This is a genomic window from Streptomyces sp. NPDC085460 (genome assembly GCF_044541975.1).
GTDB lineage: Bacteria > Actinomycetota > Actinomycetes > Streptomycetales > Streptomycetaceae > Streptomyces.
Map to the genome: position 1 here is coordinate 241,964 of NZ_JBITTO010000007.1, position 18,571 is coordinate 260,534.

Annotated in this window: 12 protein-coding genes; 11 read left to right on the top strand and 1 reads right to left on the bottom strand. The window is 75.7% G+C overall.

The genetic code is table 11. The annotated features are described in order from the left end of the window. The first annotated feature begins 62 nt into the window (after nt 1-62). From ACIGHB_RS19970 to ACIGHB_RS20010, 9 genes are read left to right on the top strand one after another with little or no spacing between them, the layout of a single operon-like run. The gene (locus tag ACIGHB_RS19970) at nt 63-2,309 is read left to right on the top strand and encodes a TOMM precursor leader peptide-binding protein (protein ID WP_399914704.1); all 2,247 of its coding nucleotides are present in this window, start codon (nt 63-65) and stop codon (nt 2,307-2,309) included. Continuing rightward, on the top strand, nt 2,299-4,230 hold the full coding sequence (locus tag ACIGHB_RS19975) for a TOMM precursor leader peptide-binding protein (protein ID WP_399914706.1): 1,932 nt from the start codon (nt 2,299-2,301) through the stop codon (nt 4,228-4,230). Before ACIGHB_RS19970 ends, ACIGHB_RS19975 begins: the two co-directional genes overlap by 11 nt. 60 nt (nt 4,231-4,290) lie before the next feature. After that, complete coding sequence (locus tag ACIGHB_RS19980; RefSeq protein WP_399914707.1) at nt 4,291-5,937, top strand: nitroreductase family protein; 1,647 nt, start codon at nt 4,291-4,293, stop codon at nt 5,935-5,937. Nucleotides 5,938-5,947: 10 nt separating this feature from the next. Further along, on the top strand, nt 5,948-8,743 hold the full coding sequence (locus tag ACIGHB_RS19985; RefSeq protein WP_399914709.1) for a lantibiotic dehydratase: 2,796 nt from the start codon (nt 5,948-5,950) through the stop codon (nt 8,741-8,743). Continuing rightward, nucleotides 8,731-9,852 carry a lantibiotic dehydratase C-terminal domain-containing protein gene (locus ACIGHB_RS19990; protein ID WP_399914711.1) on the top strand — a complete coding sequence of 374 codons (1,122 nt, stop codon included), beginning with the start codon at nt 8,731-8,733 and terminating at the stop codon, nt 9,850-9,852. The genes ACIGHB_RS19985 and ACIGHB_RS19990 overlap by 13 nt, the downstream gene beginning before the upstream one ends. Beyond that, complete coding sequence (locus ACIGHB_RS19995) at nt 9,849-10,952, top strand: peptidase M50 (RefSeq protein ID WP_399914713.1); 1,104 nt, start codon at nt 9,849-9,851, stop codon at nt 10,950-10,952. Before ACIGHB_RS19990 ends, ACIGHB_RS19995 begins: the two co-directional genes overlap by 4 nt. A gap of 47 nt (nt 10,953-10,999) precedes the next feature. Next, nucleotides 11,000-12,007 carry an ABC transporter ATP-binding protein gene (locus ACIGHB_RS20000; protein ID WP_360314991.1) on the top strand — a complete coding sequence of 336 codons (1,008 nt, stop codon included), beginning with the start codon at nt 11,000-11,002 and terminating at the stop codon, nt 12,005-12,007. Between the two features lie 2 nt (nt 12,008-12,009). Next, nucleotides 12,010-12,765, top strand: coding sequence for an ABC transporter permease (locus ACIGHB_RS20005; RefSeq protein WP_360314993.1), 756 nt, complete (start codon nt 12,010-12,012; stop codon nt 12,763-12,765). Further along, complete coding sequence (locus ACIGHB_RS20010; RefSeq protein WP_399914716.1) at nt 12,762-14,720, top strand: TOMM precursor leader peptide-binding protein; 1,959 nt, start codon at nt 12,762-12,764, stop codon at nt 14,718-14,720. The genes ACIGHB_RS20005 and ACIGHB_RS20010 overlap by 4 nt, the downstream gene beginning before the upstream one ends. A 70-nt stretch (nt 14,721-14,790) precedes the next feature. On the opposite strand, the gene ACIGHB_RS20015 is transcribed toward ACIGHB_RS20010, so the two are convergent. After that, entirely contained in the window at nt 14,791-14,961 is a 171-nt protein-coding gene (locus ACIGHB_RS20015; RefSeq protein WP_030757923.1) for a thiazolylpeptide-type bacteriocin, read from the bottom strand. Nucleotides 14,962-15,128: 167 nt separating this feature from the next. Between ACIGHB_RS20015 and ACIGHB_RS20020 the strand changes: the two genes are divergently transcribed. Both ACIGHB_RS20020 and ACIGHB_RS20025 read left to right on the top strand, forming a co-directional pair. Next, on the top strand, nt 15,129-16,358 hold the full coding sequence (locus ACIGHB_RS20020; RefSeq protein WP_399914718.1) for an amidohydrolase: 1,230 nt from the start codon (nt 15,129-15,131) through the stop codon (nt 16,356-16,358). A 371-nt stretch (nt 16,359-16,729) separates the two neighbouring features. Further along, nucleotides 16,730-18,562 (top strand): ricin-type beta-trefoil lectin domain protein, encoded by a 1,833-nt coding sequence (locus tag ACIGHB_RS20025; protein WP_399915033.1) that lies wholly within the window; start codon nt 16,730-16,732, stop codon nt 18,560-18,562. Nucleotides 18,563-18,571 lie beyond the last annotated feature (9 nt).

The following is an 18,571-nucleotide window of genomic DNA, read 5'->3' on the forward strand; positions in this document are numbered from 1 at the left end:
CCCGCACCCCGGGCCGGCCGTTCCGCCCCGCCAAGACCCGCCACGAGAGGTGTGACGCACGCATGAGCAGCTCCTCACCGTCGTACTCGGACGTCGCCGGAACCCGGCCGCGAGTCCGCCGCGATGTCCTCTACACCCGCACCCCCGACGGCGTGATCTTCCACAACGCCGACGGCGGCTTCCGCCTCACCGGCGCGTCCGGCTACCGCTTCGCCACCCTGCTCCTCCCCCACCTCGACGGCTCCCGCTCCGTCGAGGAGATCTGCGGCGGCTTCGGCGACCGGCAGAAGGCGATGGTGGGCGAGCTGGTGAAGGCGCTGTACGCACGCGGCTTCGCCCGTCCCGTCCCCGAGCCCGCCGACGACCCGGCGGCCCCGGCGACCGACCCCGCGGCGGCCGCGCGCTTCGCACCGCAGATCGCCTACGTCGACCACTACACGGACGACGCCGACGCCCGCTTCGCCCGCTACCGCGCCACCCGGGTCGCGGTCCTCGGCGACGGCCCCGTCGCCCGATGGTGCGTCCTCTCCCTGCTCCGCAACGGCTGCGCCGCCGTCGGCGTCGAACCCGCGCTCGCCGACGGCACCGGCGCCACCACCGCCGAGGACTTCGCCGCCGTCCGCGCCGAGGCCGCCGCGCTCGCCGCCGAGGGCTGCCCGGTGGAGCTCGCGACGCTCCCCGCCGGCGGCACGGGCTGGGCCGCGTACGAGGGGTACGACCTGGTGGTGGCCGCCGCCGCGCCCGGCACCCCGGGCACGGTGCTCGGCCTGCTGCGCGCCGGCGTCCCGGCCGGCCGGTCGCTGCTGCCCGCCTGGACCTTCGGCGACCGCGCGGTGGTCGGCCCGGTGATGAACGACGAGGCCACCACCTGCTGGGCCTGCGCCGCGCTCCGGCTGGGTGCGGCGGGCGCGGCGGCCGACGCCGCCGCGCTGTGGAGCGGGACCGCGCTCGGCACCGGGACGGCGGGTCCCGCGCCGGCCGGGCCGCTCGCCGCCATGCTGGGGAACCTCCTCGGGTACGAGGTGTTCCGGCTGACGACCGGCGTCCTGCCGGCGGAGACCCGGGACAAGCTGCTGGTCCAGCACACCGCGACCTTCGACGTGGCCGCCGAGCCGCTGCTGCCGCACCCGCGCTGCCCGTTCTGCGCGGGGCCCGCCGCCGAACCGGAGCCGGTGGAGCTGACGTCGGCGCCCGCCCGTCCCGCCTTCCTGCCGACGGTCGCCACCGCGCCGGACGACGACGCGGCCCAGGGCCCGCTGGCCGAGCTGGAGCGGCGCTCGGCGCTGGTCCGGCCGCACGCCGGGGTGTTCACCGGCTACGCGGACGAGCGGCTCACGCAGACGCCGCTGAAGGTCGGCGCGGTCACCCTGGGCCTGGGCACCGGAGGCGCCCGGACGATCACCGCCTTCGACACGCACCACACCGCCGGGGCGCGGCTGCGGGCGCTGAACGCGGCGGCCGTCCTCTACGCCGAACACGTGGTGCCCGCCACGTCGCCGGCGGCGCCCGGACTCCCGGAGGTGGCGCCGGAAACCCTCACGATCGCGTCGGGGACGGGCGGTTCCGGTGCCGCGACCGCGTGGACGGCCGGGACCTCGCTGCTGACCAAGGAAGCCGTACGGCTGCCGGCCGGGGCCGTGCGGCCCTTCGGCGCGGACAACGCCGACCGTCGCTTCGAGCCGACCAGGGCGGGTGCCGGGGCCGGCGGCGACCTGCCCGAGGCGGCGGCGGCCGGGCTCCTGTCCGCGCTGGCACACGACGCCCTGCGCCTCGCGCTCGCCGGCCGGGGCCGGGTCGCCGTCCTCGCGCCCGAGGCGTGCGGGGAGGACCCGGAGCTGACGTTCCTGCTGCGCTCGGCCGTCCTGCTCGATCTGGACCTCGAACTGCTCGACCTCGGTGAGCGGGACCGCTCGGGCGTCTCCGTGGTGCTGGCCCGGACCGCCGGGGCCGGTGGCGGTCCGGGCCGCTGGGCGGTCGGCGCGGCGCCCGACCTGCCGGGCGCCGCCGCCGACGCCGTACGGGAGCTGCTCGGCGAGGCCCAACTCGCGGACGAGGGGCCGGAGTCGAGGATCGCCGCCGATCCGGGCGATCCGCTCCTGCGGGACCTCGACCCGGCGCTCGTACGGGTGACGGAGACCGGTGCGGCCGAGGGAGCAGGGGCGCCGGTGGGGTGGGCGCGAGTCCTGGAGCGCCTCGCGGCGGCCGGGCGGGACGCCTTCGTGACGCCCACCCACGCCGCCGACCTGCCGGCGGCGGGCATCGTCACCGTCCGCGTCCTGCTGACCCGGGCGGCCGCCGATGCCGGCTGAGACCAGCGCTCCCCCGGAGCGCGGGACACCCCGGGGTCCGGAGACCGCCTCCCCCGAGCACCCGGCGGCGGACGCCTTCGCCCGGTCCCTCGGCGCCGCTCTCGCCGAACTCGCGGCGGACCGGGAGCTCGACGTGGCGGCGCTCGGGCTCGCGGACGCCTACACGGCCGCGCCCCGGCCCGCCGACCGGGCCGGCGGGCTGCCGGTGCGGCTGTACGGGCGTCAGATCGTGATCGGGCCGCGGCCGTCGGCCGACGGGGCGCCCGGCTGCGCGACCTGTCTGGAGCGGCGCTGGCAGGGCGTACGGTCGGTGCCGCTGCGCGAGGGCCTCGAACTGGGCGGGGACACCCGGGCGGCGGGCGCGTGGCCGTACGGCGTCCCGTTCGCGGCGACGGCCGTGGCCGCGCTGGTGGCGGGGCTCGACGGGGAGCCGGCCGGTCCCGGTCCGTATCCGTACGTCCGGCTGCTCGACCTGGACTCGCTCACGGTCCGCACCCATCCGCTGGTCCCCGACCCGGAGTGCCAGGAGTGCGGCCGGACGGGAGCCGACACGGCGGAGGGCGCCGAGCCGGTCCTGCGGGCCGCGCCGAAGCACCGGCCCGGCGCGTTCCGGGTGCGGCCGGTCGAGGCGTACGGGCTGCCGGTGGACGCCTTCGCCAATCCGCACTGGGGCGCGGTCGGCCCGTCGGTCGTCTTCGACGTGGCCTCGACCACGACCTCCGCCACCGTCGGCTGCTTCTCGACCCGTTCCGGCGACTATCTGCGGGAGACGTTCTGGGGCGGGCACGCGGACACGTACGACCGCAGCCGGAGCATCGGGGTCCTGGAAGGGCTCGAACGGTACGCGGGGATGCGGGCCCGCACCCGGCCCGCCGCGCTCGTCGCCTCCCTCGACGAGCTGGGTCCCGGGGCGGTGGACCCGCGCGAGACCGGCCTGTACGACGACGCCTTCCACCGGGCCAACCCCCGGGTGACGCCGTTCGCGCCGGACCGGCCGATCCCGTGGGTGTGGGGCTGGTCGCTGCGGGACCGCAGGCCCCGGCCGGTGCCGGAGGTGCTCGCGTACTACCACGCGCCGGGTCTGGAGCACCGGTTCGTGCAGGAGAGCTCCAACGGCTGCGCGTCCGGCGGCAGTCTGGAGGAGGCGGTCTACTTCGGCCTGATGGAGGTCGTCGAGCGGGACGCCTTCCTGCTCGCCTGGTACGGGCGGCGGGCGCTGCGCGAGATCGACCCGGCGACCAGCGCCCGGCGCTCCACCCGGCACATGGTGGACCGGCTGGCGATGTACGGCTACCGGGCCCGGTTCTTCGACACCCGCGCGGGGTTCCCGATCCCGGTGGTCACCGCCTGCGCGGAGCGCGTCGACGGCGGCATCGGCCGGATGTGCTTCGGGGCGGGCGCCGGGCTCGACCCGGAATCGGCGCTCGACTCGGCGCTGTGCGAGATCGCCACCGACGCGGTCAACCTGGTCGGCAGGACCGTACGCGACGAGGCCAGGCTGCGGGCGATGGCCGCCGACTTCGACCTGGTCACGAGCCTGCACGACCATCCGATCCTGTACGGGATCCCGGAGATGGGCCGGCACGCCGACTTCCTGCTCCGGCAGGAGGAGCCGTGTCCTCCGCTCGCCGTCGCCGACCTGGCCTGGCCCGACGCCTCGGGGCGGGCCGCGTCGCCGGATCTGCGGGAGGACCTGCTGCGGGCGGTGGACGCGGTGGCGGCGGACGGCTTCGACGTGGTCGTCGTCGACCAGACCCTGCCCGAGCAGCGGGCCCTCGGTCTGCACACCGTCAAGGTCCTGGTGCCCGGACTGCTGCCGATCGACTTCGGGTGGGCGCGGCAGCGCGCCCGCCACATGCCCCGGATGCGGGCCGCGCTCGGACCCGCCGGGCTCCATCCCGCCCCCCATCCCTTCCCTTGAGCCGGCCCGCCGCCCGCCCGACCCGCACGCCATCCGAACGTCCGAAAGGGGGCCGACCCCATGGGGTACGCCCATGAGTACGCCGACGCCGTGCTGCACCGCGGCCGCGTCCCGATGGAACCCGCCGACTTCGTCCCCGACTGGCCGGACGCCCCGCGCAAGGGCAAGTTCTACCCGGGGGTGGAGCCGTACGCCCTGCCGGACGGGGACGACGCCCACGCCCCGGCGGCGGCCGGACTGCTGCCCGCGCCGGGCCGCGGGGCCGAGGGGGGTTTCACGCTGCCGCTGCTGGCCGCGATGCTGAAGGACTCGTACGGCCTGACCGGCCGCCGCCTGGGCGTCCAGGCCAACAGCGACCTGCCGGGCCTGCCGCTGTACCCGCACGCCAACTGGTCGCGCGGGACGGCGGGCGGCGGCGGCCTGTACCCCGTCGGCGTGCACTGGGCCGCCGGGCCGTCCGGGCCGCTCACTCCGGGGCTGCACTACTACGACGTGCACCGGCACGCCGTGCAGCGGGTGCTGACCGGGGACGTGACGGCGCTGGTGCGCGAGGCCCTGGGACCGGACGCTCCGGCCCCGGCGCGGGAGACGGACCAGTACCTGCTGCTGTCGGTGAAGTACTGGCAGACCGCGTTCAAGTACAACAGCTTCGGTTTCCACGTGGTCTGCACCGACGTGGGGACGCTCGTGCAGACCTGGCGGGTCTGGGCCGCCGCGCACGGCCTCGCCGTCGGGCCGGTGTTCTGGTTCGACGAGACGCGGCTGAACGGGCTGATCGGCGCCGGGGGCGAGGAGGAGACGGTCTTCGCGGTGGTGCCGCTGGCCTGGGCCGGACGGCCGGACAGGAACGGTTCTCCCGCCGCGACGGAGCCGCCCGCGGGGCCCGGTCCCGCCGTGGCACGGCCGCTCGCCGCGCCCGATCCCGCCGTCCGCCACCGGGACCTGGAGCGGTCCCGTACCGTCATCGGCTTCCCGACCGTCCGGGCCATGCACGCCGCGACGCTGGCCGGTGCCACCGACCGGCCCGCGGCGGGCGCGCTCGCCGCCGCGGCGGTCCGGCCGCCGGCGGAGGAGCGGGACCGGGTGGCGCTGCCCGCGCCGGCGCTGCCGGAGGTGCCGGTGCGGCGGGTGCTGCGCGAACGGCGGTCCAGCTTCGGCCGGTTCGACGCGGCCCGGCCGCTGACGCCCGGCGAGCTGTCGGCCGTGCTCGCCGCCTGCGCGGCCACCTCGCTGGGCGGCGAGGCCGACCCGGGCGGCGGCGGATCGCTGGTGCGGCTGTACGTCTTCGTCAACCACGTCGAGGGGATCGAGCCGGGCGCCTACGCCTACGACCCCGACGACGGGGGGCTGCTGCCGGTCGTCCCCGGCGCGCAGGGGGACTTCCTCCAGGCGAACTACTTCCTCGCCAACTACAACCTGGAGCAGGCCGGGGCCGTCCTCGTGCCGACGGTCCGCACCGCGGCCGTCCTGGACGCGGTCGGCGACCGGGGCTACCGGATCGCCGTCGGCACGGCCGGCGCCGTCGCGCAGACCTTCTACCTCGCCGCCTCCGCGCTGGGCGTCGGGGCGGGCGTGGCGCTCGGCTTCGACAACGTGTCGTTCGTGGAGCGGCTGGGGCTCGCGGGCACCGAGGAGGCACCCCTGCTGATCATGCCGCTGGGGCACGAGCGGCCCCGGCCCGCCGACTTCCGCCACGAGATCGCCTGAGGGGGCCGGGATGACGACGACGACGGGGAACACGGCGGGCTGGGAGGTCGGGCGGCGCTTCCTGCTGCGGGCCTCCGGGCTGCCCGTGGAGACCGTACGGGGGCTGCGCTGCCCGCGCGCCCTCGCCTGGGCCGACGAGGTCCTGGCGCAGGAGCGGCGGCTGGCCGGCGAGGGCGAGGCCCTGAGCGAGGTGCTGCACGGGCTCGTCGAGGCCGCCGACGCCGCCGGCGACCGGGCCCGCAGGGCGCTGCTCGCGCTGCGCCGGCAGATCTTCAACAACCGGCTGCCCGCCGACCCGGACGCCGCCGAACGGCTCGTCACCGGTCTGGATCCGGCGGCCGGCGCGCGCGTGGGCGGCTGGCTGAAGGACCGGGAGCGGTACGCCGAGCTGCTCGCGGAGGGGCCCGCGCTGCTGGCGGAGGAGGTGCGGCGGGCGCGCGGCGCGCTCCGGTCGGCGCTCGCGGAGGACCGGCTGCGGCTCGGGCTGCTGCTGGCCTCGCCGACGCTGGACTCGCGGCTCGACGCGTACCTCGCGGACCCGGCGGCCGAGCCGAGCAGGCGGATGCGGAAGATCGAGCGGTCCGCGCTGACGTATCTGTACCGGACGGCCTGCAAGACGAGCCCGTTCAGCACGCTGACGCCGGTGGCGTCCGGGGTGTTCACGGACGGAACGGTCGGCGCGGGCGGTGCGGCGGGCGGGGCTCCGGCCGGCGGGGAGCTGCGCCTCGGGGAGGAGTGGTCGAGCCACGTCCGGTTGACGGTGGTGGCGCTCGCCCGCATCGCGGATCTGGTGCTCGCCGATCCCGTGCGGCGCCGGGACCTGCCCGTGGTCCTCTCCCCCGGCTGGGGCCGTGACGAGGACCGGATCCGCTATGTGCGCCAGTGGATGACGGCCGGCGACGACACGGCGGCCGTCACCTTCGACGCGGTCCGCGACCGGTTGTTCTACCTGCGGAGCAGCGGCGCCCTGGAGCGTCTGATCGGCTTCCTCGGCGCCCGCGAGGGGCTGCGGTACGGGGATCTGGTCGCGTGGCTGCGGCGGGAGCACGGGGCGGAGCCGGCGGAGTGCGAGCGGTACGCGGCGGCGCTGCTCGGGGTCGGCATCGTGCAGGCGCCCTCCCTCCGCCCGGACGTGCACGGCCCGGATCCGCTGCGCTCCTTCCAGGAGGCGCTGCGCGGGCTCGGCGCCGGCTGGGCGGAGGCGGTCGCGGACGGCCTGGACGGCCCGGCGGAGTGTCTGGCCCGCTATCCGGCCGCCGGGCTCGCCGAACGGCGGGCGCTCCTGCGGACGCTGCGCGAGGGGCTGCTCGGTGTGCTGACCGCGCTGGGCGCCGAGGAGCCGACGCTGCCGCAGACGCTGCTGTACGAGGACGTCGGCGCGGGGGACGCGGTGCCGGCGGACGCGGCGCTGCTCGGCGGGGAGACCGGTCGGGCGCTGCGCGCGGTGGAGGACGTCCTGCCGCTGTTCGACCTGACGCTGCCGCACCGGATCACGCTGCACGGCTTCTTCCTGGCCCGGTACGGGCGGGGCGGGCGCTGCGACGACCTGCTGGGGCTTGTGCACGACTTCCACGAGGACCTGTTCGACCAGTACCTGTCGTTCACGGCCAAGCGGGTCCCGTTCGACGCGGACGGGGCCTATGTGCCGGAGGAGAACTGGCTCGGGCAGCCGGCGCTGCGGAGCCTGGACGAGGCGCGGCGGCGGTTCTCGGCCGGGATGCGGGAGGCGTGGGAGCGGGACGGCGGAGCGGAGGAGCTGCGGCTCCCGGCCTCTCTGCTCTCCGGTGTGGCGTCGGAACTCGCGCCGCTGAAGGGGGACTTCGTCCCGCAGAGCCACCACCTCCAGTTCGACCTGGGCGGCGGGGGCGGCGGGCGCCGGGTGGTGCTGAACCGCTCGTACGGCGGGCTGGCCTTCCCGTTCAGCCGGTTCACCCACGTCTTCGACGGCGGGGACGGGGCGGGGGGCGCCGGTCTTTCGGAGCGGCTGCGGGAGGAGCTGCGGGAGCGGCAGCCGGAGGGCGCCGTCTTCGCGGAGCTGACCGGCGGCCCGGTGACCAGCAACCTCAATCTGCACGGGAGGCTCACGGGCCACCAGATCGTCTGCCCGGGCGAGACCTCGACGGTGCCGGAGGAGGCGCGGATCGAGCTGGACGACCTGTATCTGACGCACGACGAGGAGGCGGACCGGCTGGTGCTGCGGTCGCGGCGGCTCGGCTGCCGGGTGATCCCCGTCTACCTCGGCTATCTGGTGCCGGTGGCGCTCCCGGCGATCCCCCGGACGCTGCTGCTCCTGTCGCCGAGCACGATGACGCCGGCCGATGTGTGGGGCGGGGTGCCGGTGGGTCCCGCGGTGGACGGGGTGACCCGCAGGCCCCGGGTCGCGCACGGTGACGTGGTTCTCGCGCGGCGGGAGTGGACGGCCGCGGCGGCGGTGCTGCCGGTGCGCGGGCCGGGCGGCGACGAGTCGGCGTGGTGGCTGGAGTGGCGCCGCTGGCAGCGGGCGCACGGGCTGCCGGACCGCGTCTTCGCCACCCCGCAGCGGGACGGACGGCGGGTGCCGGGCGCGAAGCCGCTGTACGTGGACTTCGAGAGCCCGCTGTCGCTGGCCGCCTTCGACGCCCTGATCGACCGGGGCGAGGGGGCGTCGGTGGTGCTGCGCGAGATGCTGCCGGCCGAGGACGGGCTCCAGCTCGTCTCCGGGCGCGGCCGGCACGTGGCCGAACTGGCCGTCGAGACCTTCACGTTCCCCGCTTCCCCCGCCCCTGCCCGTACGGCTCCCGAGGACGGCCCGACATGCCGGAACTGACCACCCCGCACCCGACCCCCGCGTCCCCCGGCCCCTGGCTGGCGCTGCACGTCTTCTACGCGGCCAGCCCCCGGCCGCTGCTCGTGGACTGCGTGCGTCCGCTGGTCGCCCGGCTCTCCGGGGAGGGGCTGCTCGACGGGTACTTCTTCATCAACTACTGGCTGGAAGGGCCGCACGTGCGGCTGCGGCTGCGCCCGTCGAGCGCGGCCGCGGCTCCCGAGGTCCGGCGGCGGGCCGAGGAGGCGCTCACCGCGTTCCTGGCGAGCCGGCCGGCGCTGTACGAGGTGGACTCGGGCTTCCTGAAGGACTTCTACAACGCCCTGTTCGACATCGAGTTCCCCGGCGAGGACCGGACCCGGTACATGGGCGAGGACGGCCGGATGCGGCTGCGGCCGAACAACTCCTTCCGCGAGGAGCCGTACGCCCCCGAGTACGCCAAGTACGGCGGGCCGGCCGGAGTCGAGCTGGCGGAGTGGCACTTCCGGCACTCCAGCGACCTCGTCGTGGACGCCTTCCGGACGATGAACCTGCATCTGCGCACGGTGCTGCTCGGCACCTCGGCGCAGCTGATGATGGTGATGGCGAGCTGTTTCCTGCCGGAGGAGGACCGGCTCGCCGACTATCTCGACGGCTACTACCGCTTCTGGCACCGGGCGTTCCCCGACGGCGGGTTCATCGGCTCGGAGGAGTACGAGCGCGGCTACGCGGAGCTCGCGCCGTCGCTGGGCCGCCGGTTCGCCGCGGTCCGCGCGGCGGTCGGGGCCGGGGAGCCGGAGCGGCTGCCGTCCTTCCTGCGCGGCTGGGCCGAACACTGCCGGGAGCTGCGGTCGCGGGTGGAGGAGCTGACGGCGCGGGGCGATCTGCTGTTCCCCGTGTGGGAGGGGCCGGCCCGCGAGGACACCGGGCAGGAGCGGACGGAGCCCGTGGACGCGGCGCCGCTGGTGCCGCTGACGGAGGTGTCGGCGGTGCTGCCCCGGCTCCTGTCCCCGTACATGCACATGACCAACAACCGGCTCCATGTGACGATCCGGGACGAGGCGTACCTCTCGTTCGTCCTGGGGCGGGTGCTGCGCGAGGGCGTGCCGGACCGGGCGGGGGCGGGCGCGTGACGGCGGCCGCCGCCCGGCGGGCGTATCGGCCGGAGCTGCGGCCGGGGGTGCGGTTCAGCCCGGCGCTGCTGCGCGGGCCGAGGACCGTGCGCCTGATCCGGCACCCCGTCACGGGGGCCGCGTTCGAGGTCGGGGAGAAGGAGCACTTCCTCATCGCCCGGCTCGACGGCACCCGCACCCTGGACGACCTCGCGCCGCTGTACGCGGAGCGGTTCGGGCGCCGGGTCGGGGAGGAGCACTGGAACCGGCTGCTCGGCCTGCTCGGCACCCGGGGGCTCCTCGTCGGTTCCCCCGACCCGGTGGCGCCCGCCCCGGAGCCCGCGCCGCCCAACTCCCTGTGGCGGGGCAGCCGTCCGATGGTGAAGGACGCCGACGCCACCACGGCGCGGCTGCACCGGGTGCTGCGTCCGGTCCTCCACCCGGTCGTCCAGCTCCCGCTCGCCGCCGCCGTCCTCGCCCTGCTCGCGCTGCTCGCCTGGCAGGCGGGGGCGCTGGTCGCGGCGGCCGGCGGGCTGACCGGGCAGCCCGCGGCGCTCGCCGGGATCGCGCTCTTCCTCTGGTTCAGCATCACCGCGCACGAGCTGGCCCACGGGGTCGCCGCCCAGCACTACGGCGGGCACGTCACGGAGATCGGGCTGAAGTGGCGGCTGCCGGCCGCGCTGCTGTACTGCGCGGTCGACGACTATCTGTTCCTGCCGGGCCTGCGGGCCAAACTGGTGATCGCCGGAGCGGGCGCGTACCTCAACATGGTCCTGCTGCTGCCGTTCGGCGCCTGGTGGCTGCTGCTCCCGGGGGGTGCGGCCGAACGGCCCTTCGTCGCGGGCCTGTTGCTGCTCGGTACGATTCAGGGTCTGGGCAATCTGGTGCCGTTGCCGCCGCTCGACGGCTACCGGATGCTCGGGCACGCCCTCGGCACCGCCCGGCTCGCTCCGGAGACCCGCGCCTATCTGGCGCTGCGCCGGAGCGGCGGGGCGGAGGCGGTGGCCGGCTACCCGCCACGGGCCCGGCGGCTCTACACGGCGTACGCGTCGGGGGCGGTGCTCCTGGTGCTGCTCGCCGTGACGGCCACCGCCGCCCTGCTGTTCCTGCTGCTGCGGTGACCGCCGCGGCCCCCTTCCCTCCCCTCCGTCGAAGGATCACGCACCACATGAGTGAGGTACAGGCCATGTCGTCCCACCCTGCCGCCGGCGGACCGCCGCCCGCGGCCGTCCGCGTCGAGTCGGTCTCCAAGCGGTACGGGGACCGGCTCGCCGTCGACGGCGTCTCCCTGGAGATCCACGAGGGCGAGTTCTTCGGGCTGCTCGGCCCCAACGGGGCGGGGAAGTCCACCCTGGTGGAGATCATGGAAGGGCTGCGCCGGGCCGACACGGGCTCGGTCGCGCTCTTCGGCCGCTCCCCCTGGCCCCGGGACACCGGCCTGCTCCCCCGGATCGGGGTGCAGACGCAGTCCTCGGCCTTCTTCGTCCGGCAGACCGCGCACGAGCACCTGCGCACGGTCGCCGCGCTCTACGGGGCCCGCCCCGACAGCGTCGACACCACCCTGGAGTCGGTCGGTCTGACCGCGCAGCGGAACGTCCGGGTGGAGAACCTCTCCGGCGGGCAGCGGCAGCGCCTCGCCATCGCCTCGGCCCTGGTCCACGGGCCCGAGCTGATCTTCCTGGACGAGCCGACGGCCGCGCTCGACCCGCAGGCCCGGCGAGCGTTGTGGGAGGTGCTGCGCGGGCTCAAGGCGGCGGGCCGCACGATCGTCTACACCACCCACCACCTCGACGAGGCCGAGGCGCTGTGCGACCGCATCGCGATCCTGGTCGACGGCCGGATCGCCGTGACGGACTCCCCGCACAACCTGGTCGCCGCCGCGCACGCCCCGAGCCGGCTGCTGCTGCCGCTGGGCCGGCTCGACCGGCTGCGCGCGGCGGAGATCGAGGGCGTGGAGGCGGTGAGCGAGCAGGGCGGTTCGCTCGTCCTGGAGACCCACACGCCCGGCCAGGTGCTGTCCGCCGTCGACCGGCTCGCCGGACTCGACGGGGTGCAGACCCGCACGCCGAGCCTGGAGGACGTCTACCTGGACCTGACGTCGCGCCTCGCCGGCGCCCCTGCCGCCGGCACGCCCGCCGGGACGCCCGCCGCCGAGACCACCACCACGGAGCAGTGACCATGAGCGCCTACGCCGCACTGACCGGGGCGGGCTACCGCGCCCAGGTCCGGGACAAGACCACCCTCTTCTTCACCTTCGCCTTCCCGCTCCTCTTCCTCGTCGTCTTCGGCCTGATCTTCAAGGGCCAGGCGGTGGAGGAGAGCGGCCTGTCCTACCTCTCCTACACGGCGGCCGGCGTGCTGTCCTGGGGCGTGGCGAACGCCGCCGTCTTCGGGATCGCCTTCACCCTGATGCAGTGGCGGTCGGACGACATCCTGCGGCTGATCCGGATGTCCCCGGCGCCGCTGTCGGCCGTCATCGGCTCCCGGTACGTCATCGCCCTGGTCGTGGGCGCCGTGCAGTCGCTGCTCTTCGTCGGGGTGGCGATGCTGCCGGTCTTCGGCCTGGAACCCGCCTCGGGCTGGCCGCTGCTGATCCCGGTGCTCGCGCTCGGCGTGACGACCTTCCTCCTCCTCGGGGTGATCATCGGCTCCTTCGCGGACACCCCGGAGTCCGTGGCCGCCGTCGCCAACTTCCTGATGCTGCCCATGGCGTTCCTCTCCGGCTCCTTCTTCCCGCTCGACTCGATGCCCGACTGGCTCCAGAAGGTGTCGCTCGTGATGCCGCTGCGCTACCTCAACGACGCCGTCTCGCACGCGCTCGCCGGGCGCGGCGACGCCTCCGACGTCTGGGTGGGCTGCGCCGCGCTCGTGGGGTTCGCGGTGGTCTTCGGGGCGGTCGCGGTGAAGACCTTCCGCTGGACGAGGTCGTCATGAGCGCCCCGGTGGCGGAGCGGCCCGTGGAGCCGCCCATGGACCGGGCGCGGGCGGAGCTGCGGGCCGCGCTGACCCTGCGGCTCGGCACCGACGTGCCGGTGGCGCCGGTCGGGGTCACCGACGCCGCCGCCCCGCTGGGCGGCCCCGGCGCGCCGGACCCGTGGGCGGCCGAACGGGCCGCCGCCCGCGTCCACCTCACCGCCTCGGCGGTCCTCGTCGGCCCCTGGGGCGGCGACGGCACCGCGCCCGCCTGCGGGCGCTGTCTGGCCGTGCGCTGGCAGCGGCTGCGCAGCCGCAGCGAGCGGGACGCGCTGGAGACCGGCGGGCCCGAGGGCCCGCGCCCGGCCGGGGCCTGGCCGCTGCTCACCCCGCACGTGTACGACGCGGTGGCGGCGGTCTGCGCGGCGGTCCTGGGCGGGGCGGGGGCCGAACCTCCGGCGGCCCTGCCCGCCGACCGGGCGCTGCCCCAGGTGACCCGGATCGACCTGGCGACCCTCGCCGTGCACACGTATCCGCTGCTCGCCGAGCCGCTCTGCCCGGACTGCGCGCCCGCGCCGGAGGGGGCGGAGCCGCGCGCGCTGGAGCCGGTGGAGCGGCGGAAGCCGGACCCGGGAGCGTACCGGCTGCGGTCCGCCGGCTCGTACCCGATCCCCGAGGAGGCGCTCGCCAATCCGGTGTGCGGGGCGCTGGGCGGGGGGACCTGGCTCAGCGTCACCTCGCCGACGACGGCGCCGGTCGCGGGCAGCGTCTTCGTGCGCGGCTACGCCGGGCTGAACGACGTGACGTGGAGCGGGCAGGAGAACGTCTTCGCGACCAGCCGCACGCTGGCCTTCCTGGAGGGCCTCGAACGGTACGCCGGCACGCATCGGCGCGCCCCGCGCGCGCCGGTCACCGGCTCCTGGAACGAGCTGCGGGACCGGGCGGTCGACCCGGCGGAGTGCGGCTTCTACGCCGAGCGCACCTACCGGGAGGACCCGCTCGTCGCGCCCTTCGACCCCGACCGGCCGATCCCCTGGGACTGGGGCTGGTCGCTGCGCGACCGGCGGCCCGTCCTGGTGCCGTCCCGGCTCGTCTACTACAGCGCGGGGCTCCAGGCGGACAACTTCGTCTTCGAGTGCTCCAACGGCTGCGCCATCGGCGGGAGCCTGGAGGAGGCGGTGCTCGGCGGACTCCTCGAACTCGTGGAGCGGGACGCCTTCCTGAACGCCTGGTACGGCGCGGCCCGGCTGCCCGCCGTCGACCTGGCGACGGTCGGCGGCCGGGCCTCGGCGGCGATGGCGGAGCGGGCCTCGCTCCAGGGGTACGACGTGCACGTCCTGGACAGCCGGATCGACCTGCCGGTGCCGGTGGTGACGGCGGTCGCGGTGCGCCGGGACGGCGGCCCGGGGCTGCTGTCCTTCGCGGCGGCGGCCTCGCTCGATCCGCGCGCGGCGGTGGAGGGGGCGCTCTCCGAGGTCCTCACCTACATCCCGCACCTGTCCCGGCAGACGCGCGAGCGGCGGGCCGAACTGGAGGCGATGGCCGACGACTTCGACCGCGTACGGCACCTGAAGGACCACGCCCAGCTGTACGGGCTGCCGCGGATGGCGGCGCACGCGCGGGCCTTCCTGGAGCCTCGGGAGGTGCGCTCCTTCGGAGAGACCTACCGGGAGTGGGAGGAGTCGGGGCGGCCCCGGACGCTCGACCTGCGGGACGACCTGCGGGTGGTGACGGAGGCGCTGACCGGGGCCGGGCACGACGTGGTCGTGGTCGACCAGACGACGCCGGAGCAGGAGCGGATGGGGCTGCGCACGGTCAGCACCCTGGTTCCGGGACTGCTGCCGATCGACTTCGGCTGGAACCGGCAGCGGGCCCCGCTGATGCCCCGGCTGCGGACCGCGCTGCGGCGGGGCGGCCACCGGGCGACGGACCTGACGGACCGTGAGGTGCACCGGGTTCCGCACCCGTTCCCGTAGCCCTCACGCGGCGGCGCCCGCCGTCCGTGGAGGTCACGGACGGCGGGCGCGCGGCGGACCCGGACGGGGGTCAGGCGGAGCAGGAGGTGGTGCTGGTGGTGGAGCTGCAGGTCGAGGTGGAGCTGGTGCTGGTGGAGCCGGCGAGGACGACCTCGCTGGCGTCCGAGTAGTCGGAGATCTCGAAGGTCTCGGCCTCCAGCTCCAGGATCTCGTCGGCGAGGGTGCTCAGGTCCTTGTTCATGGTGCCTCCTCAGGGTCCGCGGCCCCGGCCGGGGCCGTCTGCCGTACGTCCATTGCAGCGCCCGCCGCTCACCGTTCGGCCCGCCGCCCGCTGGCATCCCGCTGGCACGCGACGCCAGCGGGGCCGCCCTCACCGACACCCGACCGCCCGACCGAAGGAGAACGCGCGTGCGCGAGTCCCGCCGTCCCTGCCCGCCCCTTCCCGGGGACGTGCTCCGCTCCGCCCTCACGCTCTACCTGGACGTGCACTCCTCCCCCGAGCCGTCCGGCGCGGAGGAGCGGACGGCCCGGGTGTTCGGCGACCGGCTCGCGGCGCTCGGCCTGGAGGAGACGCGGGGCGTCGGCGGTCACGGCGTCGTCGGGGTGCTGCGCAACGGCCCCGGCCCGCGGGTGTTCCTGCGGGCCGAGCTGGACGCCCTGCCGCTGGCGGAGGAGACGGGGCTGCCGTACGCGAGCGGGAACGGCGCCATGCACGCCTGCGGGCACGATCTGCACCTGGCCGCCGCGTGCGGGGCCGCGGAGCTGCTGGCGAGGACCCGGGGGGAATGGCGGGGGACGGTCGTGGTGGTCGGTCAGCCGGCGGAGGAGACCCTGACGGGGGCGCGGGCCATGCTGGCGGACGGCCTGTACGAGCGGTTCGGCCGGCCCGACGTGGTCCTCGCGCAGCACGCGGCGCCGCTGCCGGCCGGGATGGTGGCGCACGGTACGCCCCGGGCCCCGGTGACGGCGGCGAGCGCCGCCCTGGAGGTGACGGTGCACGGGCGGGGCGGTCACGCGGGGACGCCACACCTCACGGTGGACCCGGTCGTGACGGCGGCGGCGATCGTGCTGCGGCTCCAGGCCGTGGTGTCCCGGGAGTCCGCGCCCGGCGAGCACGTGACGCTGACGGTGGGCACGCTGCGGGCGGGCACGGCGGTGAACGTCGTCCCCGCGACGGCGTCCCTCGGCATCGGCGTGCGGGCGCTCTCCGAGGCGTCGCTCGACCGGTCGCTGGCGGCGGTGGAGCGGATCGTGCGCGCCGAGTGCGCGGCCTCGGACTGCCCGCGCGACCCGGACGTCACCGTGGCGACGCGCGTGCCGGCACTGTGGGGGGCGACGGCGGAGACGGCCGCGGTCCGGGCCGCCCACACGGCCCTGTTCGGGCCCGAGCGGGTCACGGACTGGCCCCCGTCGGCGGCCTCGGAGGACTTCGCGCTCTACGGCGGAGCGGGCGAGGTGCCGCTGGTGTACTGGATGACGGGAGTCACGGGCGCGCGCCAGTGGGCCGCCACCGGCGGCCGGGTCCCCCCGAACCACTCCCCGCGCTTCGCTCCCGACGTCCGCTCGGCCCTGCCGCCGGCGATCACGGCCCTGACGGCGGCGGCCCTCGACCGGCTGAACGGGCCCTCGACCGCTTGAACGCGCCCGCGGCCGGTTGAACGCGCCCTCGACCGCTTGAACGGACCCGCGGACGGCGGCACCGCCCGGCGGTCACCTCCCGAACGCACTGAGGGTCGGGAGCGGGTGTACGGGCCGTCAGCGCGCGCGGCCGCTTCGGGACTTGGAGGCGGGAGGGGTTGACGGGCGGTCCGGGCGTCCATAAGTTCACAGCTTGATCAAAGGCTTACCGCCTTGCGGGACACGGACGGATCCGGGCGGGCCGGATCCGGACGGCACCGCGGTGGCCTCGACGAAAGGGTTGTCAGGTGCAGCTCAATCCTCTGCGGGGCGCGCGCCACGGGGCGCGCCCACGCCGTCGTACGCTCGCCACCCTCCTCACCGGCGCCCTCGTGGCGACCGGGCTCGTCCTCACCGCGCCCACCCCCGCGCGGGCCGCCGGCGAGCGGGTGGACGTCTGGCTGACCACCACCTCCGACGCCGGAGGCCGTACCGTCACACGGGGACTCGCCCCGCAGGCACCGCTCGCCTTCGGACCGGCCGGCGGCGGCGCGGGCCACACCATCACCGTCGACGAGTCCACCACCTACCAGCGGTTCGAGGGCGGCGGCGCCTCGATCACCGACACCACCGCCCACCTCCTGCGCGGCGGCGCGATCAGCGCCGCCACCCGCGACGAGGTGATGCGCAGGCTCTTCTCCCCCACGGACGGCATCGGGCTCTCCTTCGTCCGCAACCCCATCGGCGCCTCGGACCTCTCCCGCCCCGGGCACGTCTCCCTCGACGACACCTGCTGCGACCTGAACGACTTCGGCACCAACGGCTACGACACGAACGTGCGGCTGCTGACCTCGCAGGCCAAGCGGCTGAACCCGGCGCTGCGGGTCAAGGGCGTGCCGTGGAGCGCGCCCGGCTGGATGAAGGACAACGGCCGGATGGACCAGATGGGCTGGCTGAAGTGGGAGCATTACCCCACGTACGCCCAGTACCTGGTCAGATACGTCCAGAGCTACCGAGCGGCGGGCGTCGAGGTCGACTACCTGTCGGTGCAGAACGAGCCCAACTGCTGCCAGGCCGGCAACCCCACCGCCATGAACTACCCGGGCATGAGCTGGAATCCGTCCGGCCTCGTCGAGTTCACCAAGAACCACCTCTACCCGGCCCTGCGGGCCGCCGGCCTCACCACCAAGGTCCTGGTGCACGACTGGAACTACGGCGACTACGCGAACTTCGGCGCGGCGGTCCTCGGCGACGCGGGCGTCCGGAACGACCCGCTCTTCGGCGGCATCGCCTGGCACGGCTACTTCGGCGACCCCGCCGTCGGCAGCCAGGTCCACGACCAGTACCCGTCGGTGCCGCAGTTCAGCACCGAGCACTCCGGCGGCACCTGGATCGGGAACCAGCACGACGAGGACCTGAAGGACATCGTCTCCTACGCCCGCAACTGGAGCGGCAGCCTGGTCAAGTGGAGCCTGGCGCTCAACCAGCACATGGGCCCGCACAACGGCGGCTGCGGCACCTGCACCGGGCTGATCACCGTGCAGGAGGGCGGGGCCAGGGCCGGGCAGGTCGACTACACGATCGAGTACTACACGACCGGTCACCTCACCAAGTTCGTGAAGCCGGGCGCGTACCGGATCGCCTCGACCGACAACGCGACCGTGCGGAACGTGGCCTGGCGCAACCCGGACGGCTCCAAGGCGCTGATCGCGCACAACGGCGGCGGTTCCGCTCAGTCCGTCCGCGTCGACTGGGGCGGCCAGTCCTTCACGTACAGCCTGCCCGCCCGTACCACCGCCACCTTCACCTGGTCCGGGACGCCGGGCTCCGGAGCGCCCTCCGGCGCGCTGACCGGGCTGGCCGACAAGTGCCTGGACGTGGCGGGCGGGTCGAGCGCCGACGGCACCGCCGTCCAGCTGTATACCTGCAACGGCACCGCCGCGCAGCGGTGGACGCTCGCCGCCGACGGCAGCGTCCGGGCCCTCGGCAAGTGCCTCGACGTCACGGGCGGCGCCACCGCCGACGGCGCCACGGTGCAGCTGTACACGTGCAACGGGACCGGGGCCCAGCGGTGGAACTACAACGCGACCACCCACGACGTGGTGAACACCGCCGCCGACAAGTGCCTGGACGTCACCGGCAACAGCCCGGCCGACGGCACCCGGGCACAGATCTGGTCCTGCACCGGCGGCGCCAACCAGAAGTGGAGCCACCAGCCGTCCTGACCGCCTCCC

What these genes read in the sequence shown, in the direction of transcription:
- ACIGHB_RS20005 (WP_360314993.1), top strand. Translation starts at nt 12,010, where the DNA reads ATGAGCGCCTACGCCGCACTGACCGGGGCGGGCTACCGCGCCCAGGTC.
- ACIGHB_RS19970 (WP_399914704.1), top strand. Translation starts at nt 63, where the DNA reads ATGAGCAGCTCCTCACCGTCGTACTCGGACGTCGCCGGAACCCGGCCG.
- ACIGHB_RS20015 (WP_030757923.1), bottom strand. Translation starts at nt 14,961, where the DNA reads ATGAACAAGGACCTGAGCACCCTCGCCGACGAGATCCTGGAGCTGGAG.
- ACIGHB_RS19990 (WP_399914711.1), top strand. Translation starts at nt 8,731, where the DNA reads ATGCCGGAACTGACCACCCCGCACCCGACCCCCGCGTCCCCCGGCCCC.
- ACIGHB_RS19980 (WP_399914707.1), top strand. Translation starts at nt 4,291, where the DNA reads ATGGGGTACGCCCATGAGTACGCCGACGCCGTGCTGCACCGCGGCCGC.
- ACIGHB_RS19975 (WP_399914706.1), top strand. Translation starts at nt 2,299, where the DNA reads ATGCCGGCTGAGACCAGCGCTCCCCCGGAGCGCGGGACACCCCGGGGT.
- ACIGHB_RS20010 (WP_399914716.1), top strand. Translation starts at nt 12,762, where the DNA reads ATGAGCGCCCCGGTGGCGGAGCGGCCCGTGGAGCCGCCCATGGACCGG.
- ACIGHB_RS19985 (WP_399914709.1), top strand. Translation starts at nt 5,948, where the DNA reads ATGACGACGACGACGGGGAACACGGCGGGCTGGGAGGTCGGGCGGCGC.
- ACIGHB_RS20000 (WP_360314991.1), top strand. Translation starts at nt 11,000, where the DNA reads ATGAGTGAGGTACAGGCCATGTCGTCCCACCCTGCCGCCGGCGGACCG.